The organism is Arenibacter latericius DSM 15913, assembly GCF_000424985.1.
Taxonomy (GTDB): domain Bacteria; phylum Bacteroidota; class Bacteroidia; order Flavobacteriales; family Flavobacteriaceae; genus Arenibacter; species Arenibacter latericius.
In genome coordinates, this window is sequence record NZ_AUKX01000004.1 from 133,403 (window position 1) to 149,626 (window position 16,224).

The window sequence follows — 16,224 nt, forward strand, 5'->3', positions numbered from 1 at the left end:
TATTGTAAGCGACTCAATAGATGTATCCCTGCAAAGCGAATATTAGTCAACTCCGGAGTAAATATAAATAATCTTATATCATAATAAATCTTCATTATTTTATTCTTTCTCAAGTACAATCCTAGAGGTATTTCCTTAGCCAAATTATTCTACTTTTCCCTATTATATAACAAGCTTCAAGAATCCCAAAGCGATTAGTCTAATTGCTAGTGGTGTTGGGAATCTCTATGGTTCATCATTCCATTTTGACTATCTTTGGTCATTATGATTTTAAACGATATATAAATGAAAAAAGTTTCTACATTATTAATGTTAACGGTCTTGTTTACAGCGTGTAACGACTCTAAGAGCAAGGGCGAAGGGGCAACGACAGACAAAGGAGAAAATCCGTTGTTGGTAGAATCCACCTTACCTTATTTTGCTCCTGACTTTACCAAGATTAAAAATAGTCATTTTAAGCCTGCATTAATACAAGGTATTGCAGAACAAAAAGAGGCATTAGCGGAAATTGCAAACAATACTGAAGCAGCTACTTTTGAGAACACCATATTGGCATTAGAAAAAAGTGATGTAACCTTAAATAGAGTTAGAAATATATTCTATGCCTTGACAGGCGCTCATACCAATGATACTTTGCAAGCTATTCAAGAAGAAATGGCTCCAAAATTCTCGGAATTAAGGGATGCTATTTATTTAAACGATAAGTTGTTTCAAAGGGTGAAATCATTGTATGAGTCCAAGGAAAGTTTAGATTTAGATGCAGAGTCTCTAAAATTATTAGAGATGTATTTTGAAGATTTTGAAATAGCGGGAGCAAATCTTCCAGCTGATAAAAAGGAAACTTTAAAAGCTTATAACTCAAGATTAGCCACGTTAACAACTACTTTTAATAAGACTTTGTTAGAGGCTAATAATGGAGGAGCCGTTGTATTTACTGAGAAATCTGACTTAGCCGGACTTTCTGATGCACAGCTAAAGTCGTTAGAAAATAAAGATGGTGAAGGATGGAAAGTTACACTTCAAAATACCACCCAGCAACCCCTTTTGCAAACTATGGAAAACAGGGAGAGCAGGGAAAAATTATTTACTTCTGCTTGGAAAAGGGCAGACGGTTCTGCACACGATACCAAAGATATTATTGTTGAAATAGCTGAACTACGCGCTAAAAAAGGAGCGTTATTAGGATTTGCCAACTATGCCGAATGGAGCTTACAGAATACGATGGCAAGAAAACCTGAGAAAGTTTTTGAATTGTTCAATGGCCTTGTACCTGCAGCTACCGCTAAAGCTAAAGAAGAAGCGGCAGAAATCCAGGAGATGATTAAAGAAAAGGGAGACGACTTCACTTTGGAGGCTTGGGACTGGAACCACTATGCAGAAATGGTAAGAATTGCAAAATATGATTTGGATGAAAATCAGATCAAACCATATTTTGAATTGAAGACCGTTTTAGAAAAAGGAGTTTTTTACGCAGCGGAAAAGCTTTATGGGCTTACTTTTAAAGCTAGAACAGATATACCTACCTACCATGAAGATGTTATGGTATACGAGCTTTTTGAAGAAAATGGAGAAACTTTAGGGCTTTTCTATGGTGATTTCTATTCTCGTCCTAGTAAACGAGGTGGCGCATGGATGAGTAATTTTGTTACCCAATCTAAGTTATACAACAAAAAACCGGTTATCTATAATGTTTGCAATTACCCAAAACCAGCGGAGGGAGAACCTGCACTATTAACTTATGACGAAGTAAGTACGTTGTTTCATGAGTTTGGACACGCCCTTCACGGATTCTTTGCAGATCAGCAATATCCTTCTCTATCAGGTACTTCGGTATCTAGAGATTTTGTGGAATTCCCATCTCAGTTTAATGAGAATTGGGCGCTATACCCAGAGATTTTAAAGAATTATGCACTTCATTACCAAACAGGAGAGCAAATTCCTCAAGCACTTATAGATAAGATTAAAAAATCAGGCACTTTTAACCAAGGTTATAGCTTAACAGAAAACCTAGCGGCATCTAATTTGGATATGCAATGGCATACTATTAGTGCAGATACAGCTATTGAAGATGCTAATGAATTTGAAAGAGAGGCTTTAAATAAGACCAAATTAGATGTGGTAAAGGCGGTTCCACCACGCTATAGATCTACCTATTTTTCCCATATTTTTGGTAGTGGTTATGCTGCAGGTTACTATTCTTACCTATGGACAGAGATGTTGCATCATGACGCCTACAATTGGTTTGAAAATAACGGCGGACTTACCCGTGAAAATGGACAGCGCTTTAGAGAGATGGTACTTTCTAGAGGAAATACCTTACCATTAGAGAAAATGTACAGTGATTGGAGAGGTAGTGATCCAAAAATTGAACCTATGCTAAAAGCAAGAGGAGTAAAATAAACCTAGATTAAAACTTTGTTTTAAGGGGCCCTTTTTAGGGCCTTTTTTTGTATAATCTAAAGCTGAATCGAATTTAGTAAATGACAGTTAGCCTCAAAATTTTAAGCATTCTAAGTGAGAATCTAGAGATGAATTATCCTATATTTATCGGATTAAGTTAAGGTTCCGATAAATTAGATCTGAGAATATAATACGTACCCTATGAAGAATTTGTATCCTAAGAAAATTTACCTAAACGGAAATATTATAGACTCTCAATCTGCTAAAATTTCTGTGTTTGATAGAGGATTTTTATTTGGGGATGGTATCTATGAGGTTATGGTACAAATCAATGGTCGGTTTTTTTACGAGGATGCCCACCTTAGACGATTAGAAGAAAACCTTGAAAAGGTTAAAATTAATTTTGATACCACTAACTTAAAATTCGAAATTGCCAAAATTCTAAAAGCATCGGATTTAGTTGATAAGGACTGTTTATTATATATGCATATAACTAGGGGAGTGGCACCAAGACAACATGCTTTTCCTACTAATATTACTCCGACTTTTATGATGTATGCAATTCCAAAAGTCCTGCCCTATATAAATACAATAAAGGCATCTGTAATAACTTCTGAGGATTATAGGTGGACTAGATGTGATATAAAAATGATTTCCCTACTAGGCAATGTTATGACTAATGAGGATGCAATGCAAGAGGGTTGTTTTGAGAATTTATTAATTAGAAATGGCGTGGTTACTGAAGCCTCCCATTGCAATGTATTCTTTGTAAAAGATAACATCGTATATACGCATCCAGCAGATAGGTTTATTTTAAATGGCATTACCAGACAATTAGTATTGGAACTGTGCTTACACCTTGGTATAGAGGTAAGAGAAGAGGGAGTTTCCGAAAAAGAAATGATAGAGATGGACGAGGCATTCTTAACAGGTACCACTACCCAAATTGCATCTATAAAAAAACTAGATAATCATTTTTATTATCAAGGGGATGCTGTTGGTGAAATCACTAAAAAACTTCAAGACGCGTTTTTAAATTTAAAAAACGAACATTGTGACATATAGTTAGCTCAATTAAAAGTTAATTTAATGATACCAGAACAAATCCCTTCTTAAAAAGGGATTTTTTTGTACAAGAGATTAACAGAGGGGTTAATAGATGAAAAAACAGAATGATTACTATTTAAACCCGTTGAAAATCACTAACTTGTATAAAAACATACCTATGCCAATCTACATGGATCGTCACGATATTCCAGAGTCTATTACCGCGGAACACGTGGCAGAAATGCATAGGGAAGATTTAAAAATTGAACATCTTTTTGGCTGTAAAGGGATGACCTATTGGTGTGATGAAAAAAGACGTACCGCTTTTTGTTTGGTTAAAGCCCCTAATAAACAGGCAATTCAAGATATGCACAATCATGCTCATGGGGATGTTCCACATAGAATAATTGAAGTAGATAGTACCATTGTGGAGTCCTTTTTAGGACGAATAGAAGATCCAAAAAAATCTAATAACATTGAATTAAACATCATAAATGATCCTGCCTATAGAACTATAATGATTGTTAAGTTGAAACAAATTTCCTTTTCCGCAGCTAGTCCAATTCGTTCCCAGTTGGAACTTCTAAATTATAATACTTCTATAATAGTTCATATAGAACGGCGTCTCGGTAGAATTGTAAAGAAAAACTTAGATTATCTATTATTATCCTTTAATTCAGTGTCAAATGCTGTACTGTGCGCCCAAGATATTTATGCACAATTTTATGATACACCTTTTAGTATATCAACAGGTATGCAATTGAGCATAGGTTTACATGCTGGGATTCCTATTACGGAGAAAGAAGGAATTTTTGAAGATACCATTAAATTAGCTGAACGTTTTTGTGATATGATTCGGGGTAAAATAGTTATTTCACATGATGTATGGGAAATATTTGAAAGTGAAAACTTAAATTATAAATTGAATCAGGAATGTATAAAGGCGCTTAATATAGGTGAAGAAAAATTTGTGAATCTTATAATGGATTATACAGAAAGAGAATGGGCAAATGCCGCCTTTAACTCTGATAATTTCAGTAAAAATTTGGGATATAGTAAATCTCAAGTATATAGGAAGATGATGGCACTAAGCGGGAAATCCTCCAATAGTTTTATTAAAGAGTACAGATTAGATAAAGCCCTTCAATTACTAAAAAAGAACAATAGAAATATATCCGAAACGGCTTTTATGACCGGATTTAATAGTCCAGCCTATTTTTCCAAATGCTTTATGGATAACTATGGAATCCTTCCTTCAAAATACGTTCAAACTTACACGCTTTAAACATTTTACTAGTGTCACTCATGCTTACATTTTGTAATTATTTGATCAAAAAGTAGCTGTCCTTCAGCCATGCTTTAATTAATTTTACTTCATAGAAATAGCTATTCTTTACTATTAGTATAGGTTTTAACCTTGTTGAAAAATGAATAATTGAAGATAATTATTCTTTACTACTATCATTTATTTACCACCCCCATTTTTAAGTACCTAGCAATTCACTACGACCAATATTTGTAATGGTTTATAGTACATTTTGGGATTGAGGTCTTTCACTAAAACAAAATAAGACACCTTCTAAAAGGTACTTCGTAGATTAAATTACCCTTATACAAGCTTAGCTTGATTGAGTATAAATGATTTGATATACAGTAGTATACATCTTATTTAAGGGAGGCAAGTTTTATCAAAAAGCGAACAGTTAATCATAAAATCAACAAAAATGGAAACAATGACAAGTTTAGACACCACACTGATAGAAACGTTAAAAAATCAAATTAGAGGTGAAATTATTATGCCTGATAATACCAATTATGACAACAATAGGAAGGTGTTTAATGGTATGATTGACAAACATCCAGGAATGATCGTAAAATGTGTTGATGCCGCAGATGTAATGGCGTGCGTTAACTTTGGTCGCGAAAATGATTTGTTGATTGCTGTTAGGGGAGGAGGACATAATGGAGGTGGATTAGGAGTTTGCGACCATGGCCTAGTAATAGACTTGTCTGCAATAAAGTATATTCGTGTAGATACTTCTAATAATACAGTACGTGTTGGGGGAGGTACTCTTTGGGGAGAAGTAGACCATGCCACCCATGCTTATGGATTGGCAATTCCTTCTGGGATAATATCCTCTACTGGTGTAGGAGGCTTAACCTTAGGTGGAGGTGTGGGGCATCTTTCCAGGAAATTTGGACTTACCATTGATAATTTATTGGAAGCCGATATGATCTTAGCAGATGGAAGTTTTGTAACCGTAAATGAAAATCAACATTCAGATCTATTCTGGGCCATACGTGGAGGTGGGGGTAATTTTGGGATTGTTACTTCCTTTAAATTCCAGGCTCATCCACTAAAAACGGTTATAGGCGGACCTACTTTGTGGCCAATAGAGGAAATAGAGGAAATTATGGCTTGGTACGATGAATTTATTAAGGCGGCTCCCGATGATTTAAATGGGTTTATTGCGACTATGGTTATCCCTGGGCCACCCTTCCCAGAATCACTACACAACAAGCAATTTTGTGGGATTGTATGGTGCTATACTGGAGATCCTAAGAAATTTGAGGACCTCTTTAAAACCGTGCTAGCGAAAAACCCAGTGTTTCAACACGTTGGAGAAATGCCGTATCCTTCTATCCAGACTATGTTTGATGGATTTTTTCCACCTGGATTACAATGGTATTGGAGAGCCGATTTCTTTAATAATTTAGGACCAGAAGTTAGTGCTGGACACTTGGAGTATGGATCTAAAATTCCGACACCACTGTCGCAGATGCATTTGTATCCCATAAGTGGAGCTGCAAGTAGGGTAAAAGCCGACGCTACCGCTTGGGCTTATAGGGATGCTAGTTATGCTGGTGTAATTGTAGGGGTAGATGCAGATCCTAAAAATAAGAACAAGATTACAGATTGGTGTAAGAACTATTGGGAAGCCCTTCATCCATACTCCGCGGGAGGGGCGTATTCTAATTTTATGATGGATGAGGGTCAGGAACGGGTAAAAGCCAGTTATAAACATAACTATAACAGGTTGGTCACCATCAAGCAAAAATATGATCCAAACAACCTGTTTAGTGTCAATCAGAATATAAGACCATAACAGTATAATAATCTAAACCATGAAAATTAAAAAAGAAGATTTGCCTATAACTATGCAGGCACCAAATACAACTATGAGGTCTTTACCAGATTGTGGTGGATTAACAATTGGGTATAATGAACTTCCTGAAGGTACAGATTTCACCCCTTTATTACAGGGATTGAGGAACAATAGTTGTCATTCTCCTCACTGGGGTTATATCTTAGAAGGCAAAATATTAATTATTTACGATAATGGGAAAGAAGAGTTGGTTAGTGCAGGGGAATTGTACTATTGGCCAGCAGGACATACCGCAATAGTAAAGGAAAATCTTAAAATAATTGAGTTTAGCCCTACCAAAGAACTATCCGAGGTACTAGCCCATGTAGGGAAAAAAATGGCAGAATTGGGTGGAGATTAAAAAATCAATAGTAGAGTGCATTTGGTCTAATGCCAATTTTTGATAGGATACTTATAAAAACACTTCACTCCCTATATTTATAGGGAATGAGGTGTTTGGTATAAAATTTAAGCAACACTTTCTACACGTTTAACAGTATCGAGCTTAGATAATGAAAGCCTAATAATACAATCTTCTGTACATAGTAGATCATGTGGTACATTCTCTTTTAAAGCTATAAGGTCTCCTTTTTTAAGTTGTTGTATTTCCCCGTTAACTCCAAAGTCAACACTTCCTTTAAAAAGTGACACTACAATAGGAAAAGGAGCCGTATGTTCCTTCATTAGCTGCCCTTTTCTCATTAAAATTCTTATTTCTTTAGTTGTGCTGGTTTCCATTAGCTTGGTTACAGCTGGTTTATTTTCATTGTAAACTAAATTTTCTGTAATAGAAGCTGTCGTCATAATTTAATGCATTTGTGTTTGTTTCAAACTATATAAAGAATGATTTAAAAGTTTAAATCATCTTAATTGATTTGATCTGCTAATTTATACAAATTAAATAATAAAAGATAAAAAAGTCCTTTATTATTTTGAGATGTAGTTAAGGTGTGAAAATTGAAATATTTAAATTTATTGTAGTCTATAAAATGTCTGTTTTGTTTGCATAAATGATGATTGTTCTGATTTTTGAAGAAAACTAAAAAACGCTTACTCTTATAGAAATAGGAGTAAGCGTTCATCTCACTGTTTACGTTGAAAATTATACCTTCTTTAAGTCAAGTATCTTATACTAATTAAATTATACTCCGCTAGGGATTGAGGATAACAGTGGTCAAGGCAAAATAATTATTATCTTAGGGTTTCCAACAACTTATCTGCAACTAGTTTGGAGGAAGCCGGATTCTGACCTGTAATTAAGTTTCCATCCTGAAGGGCATAGGCTTCCCAATCTGCAATTTTAGAATAAATTCCCCCTTTTTCTTTCAACATATCTTCTACCAAAAAGGGAACTATATCGGTGAGTTGTACAGCAGCTTCTTCTGTATTAGTAAAGCCAGTAACCTTTTTACCTTTTACCAAAGGAGCACCATCACTATTGGTAACTTCTTTTAATGCGGCAGGAGCGTGACAAACAAAGGCTATGGGTTTATCTTGTTTATTAAAGGCCTCTATTAATTTAATAGACGTGTTATCCGTGGCTAAATCCCAAAGAGGCCCATGACCACCAGGATAAAAAACAGCATCGAAGTCCTTAGCATCTAATTCATTCAATTTCTTGGTGTTTTTTATTTTCTCCTGTGCTGTGGTGTCCTTTTTAAAACGCTCTGTATCTTCAGTACTGGCGTCTGGGGTGTCACTACTAGGATCAATAGGAGCAGGGCCACCTTTTGGTGTTGCTATAGTAATAGTAGCCCCTTTATCTAATAAGGTGTAATAGGGGCTAGCAAATTCTTCAATCCAAAAGCCAGTTTTCTTTCCTGTATTTCCTAATTTATCGTGAGATGTTAATACAAATAGTACATTCATTTTATTAAATTTTAAGATTAATTATCAAACAATTGTTCTATATAAAGATTATACTTTAACAATCATTTTTCCTTTGTTTTTACCTTCAAACAGATCTAAAAATGCTTGTGGTGTACTTTCAAACCCTTCAACTATGGTTTCGGTATAGGAAAGTTTTTCTTCTGCTAACCAAGTAGCTAATTGTTGGATTGCTTCGGGGAATTTATCAGAATAGTTAGAAACGATAAACCCTTGCATCAAGGCACTATTTTTAATTAGAAAGGGCTGTACACTTATACTATGTGGAATTTTTGTACTATTATAAACAGAAATGGCACCACAAATGATCATACGTGCAAATCTGTTGATATTAAATAGTACTGCATCTGAAATAGGGCCTCCTACATTATCGAAATAAATATCAATACCATTAGGACAGGCTTTTTTAAGGGCAGCACCCATATCTTCCGTACTGTTATAGTTTATAGCATGATCAAAGTTGAAGTCGGACTTTAGCATTTCAACCTTCTCATCGGAACCTGCTATTCCTACCACATTAAGGCCTAGAATCTTGCCAATCTGACCCACAACACTTCCTACAGCGCCTGCTGCACCAGAGACCACTAAGGTTTCGCCAGTTTTGGGTTTTCCTATTTCAGTAAGCCCCAAATATGCTGTAAGTCCAGTCATCCCTAATATTCCTAAATAGGCACTAAGAGGAGCTTTATTTGAGTCTATTTTTAACAGGCCTTCCCCGTTTGAAAGTTGTTTGGTTTTCCAATCTAACATACCTGTAACAAAATCACCTTCTTTAAATTGATCGTTTTCAGAAGCAATTACCTTAGCAACAATTCCAGATGATATTGGTTCCCCTACTTCAAAAGGGGGAACATAAGATTTAGCATCACTCATTCTTCCTCGTAGATAAGGATCTACTGATATGTAATTTGTTTCTAGAACCAATTCTCCTTTACTTGGATTTAAATCTATGTCTGAGTTAATTAATTCAAAATCTGATAAGGTGGGAGTTCCCACAGGTCTTTGTTTTAATAAAATTTTCTTCATTATCTTTTTATTTTATCTATTAGAAATTAAGCACTGTTTATCGTTAAAAGAAACAGTCTTTTAAACTGTAATTCAGGCTTTTATTTTATTGCAATACTATCCCAGGCCGCTTGAAAGGCTTCTTCTAAATGTTCTTCAGTCAACTTTAAAGCGCCTCTGTTTTGCATAACCATTAAAAATGATAGGGGGTTTATGCTATAAGCGTAGAGTAGGTAAGGAGACATGGGCTTAATAATACCTTCAGCTTGTCCGCGTTCCCATAAATTTAATAAGGGTTGTAAATGTATTAGTCCTTCTTGTCTACTGTTCTCATCAACAATGGGGGTATTATCACATTGTGCTAAGAATAACGCTTCCTCCATTTCCTTCAGCTTAAAATCTGCTATTCTATTCCAAATTAGTTTAAAGCCGTCTGCTACTGGTACATTCGGACTATAATTAGTAAAGACATAATCAGTGAAAGCTTGTTTAACTTCTAAATATACCTTGTTAACTAAATCTTGTTTGTTATCAAAATAAAGATAAATAGTAGCTGGTGAAACATTGGCCATTTTAGCGATTTTAGACATCGGCGTGGCATGGAAACCATTGTTATTTACAAGATTTATAGTGGCTCGAATTAAAGCATCACGCTTTTCTATACTTTTTTGCTGTTTTGCCATAAGTGGAGGACTATGTTAATTAATTATCGCCATTTGGGCGCTTATCGTTTTATCAGTTGCAAATATAAGGATTAAAGAATGAATGTTCATTCAGTTAATAGACTTTAACAAGACTTTAGCTTGGGTAGGCGCTAAAAATTATGGATTACTGTGGTGTATATTAGGGAATTAGCAATAGTTATTTCAGTGAATAGACTTAAAAAATTAGAAGTATAGTTAGTCTTATCTAAGGTATAGCACAGCACAAAGCACAATAATTAAATCATAGAAGTAATAATAAATACAAGAGATTTAATAGGGTAGGAGCTAGCGGGAAAATAGGGATTTAACCGACCTAGATATGGGTGTTCTAAATTAATTTAAATAGGTGGACTTCCTAAAAAAGACAGGTTTTAAACCGATATAAAGTAGTGTCCACGCTAACAAAATATAAAGATACCATGTATTAGAAATGAGGTCTAGATAATCTAACCTGCCTTTAGAAAGACTTAAAATCATAAGCACCTGAGCCCCATATGGTAATAAGCCTTGTGAAATACAAGCGAAAATATCTAAAATAGAGGCAGTTTCTTTATTATCTAGGTGGTAATCGTCATTAATAGTTTTAGCTATAGATCCCACAATAATAATAGAGACAGTATTATTTGCTATAGCTGCATTTACGCTTGCTACCAAAGCTCCAATTCCATATTGTGCTGAAGCTTTACCCTTAATAAAGCCTTTTATCTTATTTAAAATATAATCTATTCCGCCATTTTTTGCCACCAAGGCAGCCAAGCCCCCAGAAAGCAAGGACAATAGGAAGATCTCTGTCATATTGGTAAATCCACTGTAAGCAATTTTAGTAGAGTCTAAAAGGCTGAAATCTCCATATCCAATGCCAACCATTCCGCCAGCTAGGACTCCTAAAAGAAGTACTACAAAGACATTAACTCCTACAACCGATAATCCTATTACCAATAGATACGGTATAATCTTTATGAGGGAATAGTCTTGAGTAATCACTTCTGATGTTTGGGTTTTAACTCCAACACCTTGAAAGATTAGTATAATAATGGTTAATAGTGCTGCCGGCAAAGCAATTTTGATATTCTGTTTAAATTTATCGCTCATTTTACAACCTAGAGATTGGGTTGCAGCAATGGTGGTGTCTGAAATTAAAGATAGGTTATCTCCAAACATAGCGCCTCCTAAAAGGGCCCCAGATAATATAGAAAGAGACATATTTCCTTTATCGGCTACTCCTACCACTATGGGAGCCAAAGCTACAATAGCGCCTACAGAAGTTCCTGTAGACACGGATAAAAAAGAGGCTATCATAAATATTCCGACATAGATATATTGAATTGGAATAAAATCTAGCCCAAAATTCACAATAGCATCCACACTTCCGGTAGCCTCAGTGATGGCGGCAAACGCACCTGCCAATAAATATATAAGGCACATAGTTAGGATTTTCTCATCGCCACACCCTTTTAGAAGGGTTGTAATTTTTGAGTCAATTGATTGTTTAAAAATTATAAAAGCAACCATTATACCAGCTATCACCGCTATAGGAGAGGGTAATGCGTAAAAATCGTTAAGATGTATTCCGACACCTAAGAAGGTAAAAACAAATACGAATAAGGGGATTAAAGCCTTAAATCCTGGAGTTGGTTGTTTTGGGTATGCCATTCCTATAGTTTAATTGAATCTCCAAAAGAAAGATAAAGGTGTAGTCGTAAGGAATATGGGGCAACATTGGTTCCAAATCCATTTGGCTTATCCCTTTAGCACCTTGCTTGTTAATGCAGGTTGCTATCTCTTTAAAGAGATTCTTGATAATTAAGTTGGCAAAAATAAGGCAATACTACCTCTTAAGTTCCTAAATCTATTATATTTTTCCGTTACGGTATTATAAATTGCTTATATCTGCGATCATATGGGTAAAGTTCTACTATAATTATATGGGCTAGGATAGAGGGAATTTAGTTTCACGTATCAATTTAACGAACTAAGTAATATTCTAAACTCGCTCTTTACTAGTTTAAAAGAGTTAATACTGAGGTTTATAACTACAAGTTGGTAATAAACAATAAGTAGCAATGCTATTATTAATGTAAAACAGTGAAGTTTGCAGAGAATATCTTTTAATATTTTAAGAATTCTTGCGAAATATTGAATAATTAAAAAAATAATGAAATATATAGCTGTATTTCAAAATAATGGCCCCACATTTGCAAACATAAAGTATTTAAATTTTAATTATCATTACAATGAACAAAGGAACAGTAAAATTCTTCAATGACACAAAAGGTTTTGGATTCATCACTGAAGAAGGCGTAGAAAAAGATCATTTCGTACACATCTCAGGATTGATCGACGAAATTCGCGAAGGCGATGAAGTTGAATTCGATCTACAAGAAGGTAAGAAAGGATTAAACGCAGTAAACGTAAAAGTAATCGACTAGATATATCTTAATGTTTATAAAAGCCTGTCATTCCTGACAGGCTTTTTTTTGTCTTGGAATTAAAGAACTATTAATTAATTATGCCAAATTCTCTTTTTCTATCACACTTAAAGCTAATCTAATAGTAGCGTACTCCATTTTTTCCTCAAAATATTCAAAATAAGGTTTTAGGGCATCCGGACTTTCAAGCTCCTTTTTAGCCTTTGCTACTTTTTCCACATCAGACTTCTCTACAAATTCAAAAATATCTACCTCTTTCCCATCGACATACAATTTTGCTAAATGAGAAAATATAGTTGTTAGTTTTAACTTTCTGATTTTGGCAATTTCTTCTATACTTTTCCCAGCCTTGTATAATTCAAAGGTGTCATTATATGTATGGGATTTTCGCTTCTTCTTTTTATTTTTCTCTGCCTGGAAGTCTCTAATTTCTTGAAGGAATAGATCTCCATAAACTTCCATTTTACGTTGTCCCACACCATTAATTTGCATAAATTCTTCCTCAGAGCTAGGGCGTTCTGCTTCCATTTCTTTTAAAGTAGCGTCATTAAATACTAAGTAGGCAGGAATATTCTCATCCAAGGAAATTTGGAATCGCAGTTTGCGCAACCTTTCAAACAAGGAGTTTTTACCAATTGGTTTAGATTTTTGAGCTTTTGTAACAGCTATTCTTTCTTCTTTTTCTACAGGTTTACTGAGTTGAACTTTAGTCTTTTCGAATAAAATCGATTTTGAGTAGGGGGTGAGTTTAAGGATATTATTTTGGTGAAAGGCAATTTCAGCAAGACCTTGATTTATAAGTTGAATAATATAATGCTGCCAATCGTTCCAAGCAATATCTTTTCCGATTCCAAAAGTAGAAAGTTGATGATAATTTTTATCTAGTATGGCTGCATTTTGTGCACCACGTAAAACATCTATAATGGTTCCTGTAGGTTCAGATTCTTTTAAACGTGCAATGGTAGATAATATTTTTTGTGCGATAATTGTTCCATCAAAAAATTGAGGTGGATTTTTACATACATCGCAGTTGCCACAATCTTTATATAAAAATTCTCCAAAATAGCTAAGCAATATTTTTCTTCTGCAGGTAGGTGCTTCCGAAAATTGTTTCATTCTTTCTAGCTTAGCTATTTGCACCTCTTCATTGGTGGCACCTTCTGTAAATTTTCGAAGTTGTATTACGTCAGCATAACTATGGAACAATAGGGCATGAGCAGGCAGTCCGTCTCTTCCAGACCTTCCAATTTCTTGATAATAGCCTTCAATATTCTTTGGCATATTATAATGAATCACCCAACGAACATTGGATTTGTCTATTCCCATCCCAAAAGCAACGGTCGCGCAAACGATTTGAGTTTTATCAAAAATAAAATCTTCTTGCACCTTATTTCTACTTTCAAAATCTAATCCAGCGTGATAGGCGCTAGCCTTAATTCCGCTATTCTGAAGTTTTTCAACCAAATTTTCGGTAGACTTTCTGCTCAGGCAATAAATTATTCCCGATTCATTGGGACGCTGCCGAATAAAGCGTAATATCTGTGAGACCCTATCGTGTGCGGCTCGTACCTCTAATGCAATATTCTTTCGGTCGAATGAGGAAAGGAATTGTTGCGCTTCCGGAATATTAAGCTGTTCAACAATATCTTGCCGGGTAGCTTTATCTGCGGTAGCGGTTAAAGCAATAATTGGAGTCTCGGGAAGGGTCTTCTTTAAAAATCCTAACTGTTGGTAGGAAGGTCTAAAATCGTGTCCCCAAGAAGATATGCAATGCGCCTCATCTACGGCAATGGCACTAACGTGGGTTTGGTTTAAAATAGGGGAAAGGCCAGACAAACTTTCAGGAGCTACATAAAGTAATTTTAACTCCTTCTTAGCTACTTTATCTAAAATGTTTTGTTGTTCTTCTGTAGATTGACTACTATTAAAGTATGCCGCAGGGATACCATTGGCTCGCAAACCATCTACCTGATCTTTCATTAGGGCTATTAATGGGGAAATTACCATAGTAACACCTTCAAATAATAAGGAAGGTAATTGAAAACAAATTGATTTACCCCCACCAGTAGGCATAATAACTAAACAATCTCGTTTCTCAAGAACAGTGGAAATAATAGCTTCTTGCTGACTTCTAAAATCGTCAAAGCCAAAGTATTTTTTTAAATGGTTATGTAAAATGTCTTTAGACTGGGTCAGCGGCATCATTCTTAATTTTGAAATAGACAAGAGAACAAAAATATAAATTATAATATCGTAATTCCCTATTTGCAAGAGGTTATTAAAAATTAACTCAATTCGTACGATTCAAAAGTCATGAGGCAATTATACGAGTATCTACGATAGTTTCTTGTCCATGTAGAATAAATTAGGATTACGCTAATTATCTAATAGGAAATCGTCATGGTTAAACGATTAGTTGAAATTATATTTAATCATATAGTAACCAGAAATTATAAGTGACTGATGACTAAAAATTGTAAGTTTATGTTTTAAACAATATAATTAGTCCAAAAATGAAACAGTCACCAGGTTTTTTCTTGCTCTTTATCTTTTGTTCTTTAATTTTCCAATTTAGTAATGCCCAAGAAAACTATTCCCCTCCCCAATTAACCCATCCAGATTCTTGGTCTATCATTCTTCTCCCAGATACTCAGACCTATGTGAAATTTGAAAGAAACCATGGAATACTGGAGACTATGACCTCTTGGATAAGCGAAAATATAGACCCTTTAAATATCAAAATGGTATTGTGTACTGGCGATCTTGTGGAGCAGAACGAATTATTGGTGCCTGATAATAAAAATGGGAATCTTCCCAGTAGGGATCAATGGAGGGCTATTTCACATGCCTTTGAAAAACTAGATGGGAAAGTGCCCTATATTTTAGCGGCTGGAAACCATGACTTTGGATATAAAAGTGTTGAAAATAGAAAAACAAATTACAGCACCTATTTTCCACCACATCGAAACTGGTTAAATGCTAAAGCGCTACGAGCAGCGGGGAAAAATATAGACCATATGCCATCAGTAGAAAATGCTGCTTATGAATTGGTATCCCCACAAAATAAAAAGTTTTTATTTTTAAATTTAGAATTTGCTCCACGAGACACCATTATACAGTGGGCACAGGGAGTACTATCAGAAGAACGATTTAAAGATCATACCGCTGTAGTATTAACACACTCTTATTTAAATGCGAAAAATGAACATATAGAAAAAGAAAACTACCCTATTAAAGATAGTAATTATGGAAAGGCTATCTGGGAAAAATTGGTTGCCCCTTCCAATAATGTGCAATTGGTCTTTTCTGGACATATAGGTGGTTCTAACGATTTTAGAGCACATACTGCGCATAAAATAGACAGGAATGCTGCGGGTAAAAAAATAAATCAGATTACTTTTAATGCCCAAGCAATGGGAGGGGGATGGCACGGTAATGGAGGAGATGGATGGTTGCGAATTATGGAGTTCCTTCCAGATGGGAAAACCGTACTTATAACAACTTTCTCTCCACATTTTGCGCTCTCACCAAGTACTCAAAAAATGTCATACCATAAAGAAGATTTTAATAATTTTAAAATTCAATTGGACTAAAAAAGGGCGTGTG

Annotated in this window: 13 protein-coding genes and 1 riboswitch; of the genes, 7 read left to right on the plus strand and 6 right to left on the minus strand. The window is 35.0% G+C overall.

Features of this window, described 5'->3' with window-relative positions; genetic code table 11:
• The first annotated feature begins 285 nt into the window (after positions 1-285).
• From H344_RS0102990 to H344_RS0103010, 5 genes are all read left to right on the plus strand, one after another.
• On the plus strand, positions 286-2,400 hold the full coding sequence (locus H344_RS0102990; RefSeq protein ID WP_026808929.1) for a M3 family metallopeptidase: 2,115 nt from the start codon (positions 286-288) through the stop codon (positions 2,398-2,400).
• Between the two features lie 201 nt (positions 2,401-2,601).
• Positions 2,602-3,465, plus strand: coding sequence for an aminotransferase class IV (locus H344_RS0102995; RefSeq protein WP_026808930.1), 864 nt, complete (start codon positions 2,602-2,604; stop codon positions 3,463-3,465).
• A gap of 160 nt (positions 3,466-3,625) precedes the next feature.
• A complete protein-coding gene (locus H344_RS0103000; RefSeq protein ID WP_026808931.1) occupies positions 3,626-4,732 on the plus strand; it encodes a nickel-binding protein in 1,107 nt (368 codons plus the stop codon).
• Positions 4,733-5,171: 439 nt separating this feature from the next.
• Positions 5,172-6,554 (plus strand): FAD-binding oxidoreductase, encoded by a 1,383-nt coding sequence (locus H344_RS0103005; protein ID WP_026808932.1) that lies wholly within the window; start codon positions 5,172-5,174, stop codon positions 6,552-6,554.
• 19 nt (positions 6,555-6,573) lie between these two features.
• The gene (locus H344_RS0103010) at positions 6,574-6,954 is read left to right on the plus strand and encodes a cupin domain-containing protein (RefSeq protein ID WP_026808933.1); all 381 of its coding nucleotides are present in this window, start codon (positions 6,574-6,576) and stop codon (positions 6,952-6,954) included.
• Positions 6,955-7,061: 107 nt separating this feature from the next.
• Here H344_RS0103010 and H344_RS0103015 read toward each other — a convergent pair whose 3' ends face one another.
• From H344_RS0103015 to H344_RS0103035, 5 genes are all read right to left on the minus strand, one after another.
• Positions 7,062-7,397 carry a cupin domain-containing protein gene (locus H344_RS0103015; RefSeq protein ID WP_026808934.1) on the minus strand — a complete coding sequence of 112 codons (336 nt, stop codon included), beginning with the start codon at positions 7,395-7,397 and terminating at the stop codon, positions 7,062-7,064.
• A gap of 387 nt (positions 7,398-7,784) precedes the next feature.
• Positions 7,785-8,462 (minus strand): type 1 glutamine amidotransferase domain-containing protein, encoded by a 678-nt coding sequence (locus H344_RS0103020; RefSeq protein WP_026808935.1) that lies wholly within the window; start codon positions 8,460-8,462, stop codon positions 7,785-7,787.
• Between the two features lie 48 nt (positions 8,463-8,510).
• Positions 8,511-9,509 (minus strand): NADP-dependent oxidoreductase, encoded by a 999-nt coding sequence (locus H344_RS0103025; protein ID WP_026808936.1) that lies wholly within the window; start codon positions 9,507-9,509, stop codon positions 8,511-8,513.
• Between the two features lie 77 nt (positions 9,510-9,586).
• Complete coding sequence (locus H344_RS0103030; RefSeq protein ID WP_026808937.1) at positions 9,587-10,168, minus strand: TetR/AcrR family transcriptional regulator; 582 nt, start codon at positions 10,166-10,168, stop codon at positions 9,587-9,589.
• 354 nt (positions 10,169-10,522) lie between these two features.
• Positions 10,523-11,842 carry a Na+/H+ antiporter NhaC family protein gene (locus H344_RS0103035; protein WP_026808938.1) on the minus strand — a complete coding sequence of 440 codons (1,320 nt, stop codon included), beginning with the start codon at positions 11,840-11,842 and terminating at the stop codon, positions 10,523-10,525.
• A 56-nt stretch (positions 11,843-11,898) separates the two neighbouring features.
• Positions 11,899-11,997: riboswitch (SAM-I-IV-variant riboswitch) on the minus strand.
• A gap of 426 nt (positions 11,998-12,423) precedes the next feature.
• Here H344_RS0103035 and H344_RS0103040 point away from each other — a divergent pair.
• Complete coding sequence (locus tag H344_RS0103040) at positions 12,424-12,618, plus strand: cold-shock protein (RefSeq protein ID WP_026808939.1); 195 nt, start codon at positions 12,424-12,426, stop codon at positions 12,616-12,618.
• 78 nt (positions 12,619-12,696) lie between these two features.
• On the opposite strand, the gene recQ is transcribed toward H344_RS0103040, so the two are convergent.
• Positions 12,697-14,820 carry a DNA helicase RecQ gene (gene recQ, locus H344_RS0103045; protein WP_026808940.1) on the minus strand — a complete coding sequence of 708 codons (2,124 nt, stop codon included), beginning with the start codon at positions 14,818-14,820 and terminating at the stop codon, positions 12,697-12,699.
• Positions 14,821-15,131: 311 nt separating this feature from the next.
• Between recQ and H344_RS0103050 the strand changes: the two genes are divergently transcribed.
• Positions 15,132-16,211: a metallophosphoesterase gene (locus H344_RS0103050; RefSeq protein WP_026808941.1), complete on the plus strand. Its 1,080-nt coding sequence runs from the start codon at positions 15,132-15,134 to the stop codon at positions 16,209-16,211.
• Positions 16,212-16,224: the final 13 nt, after the last annotated feature.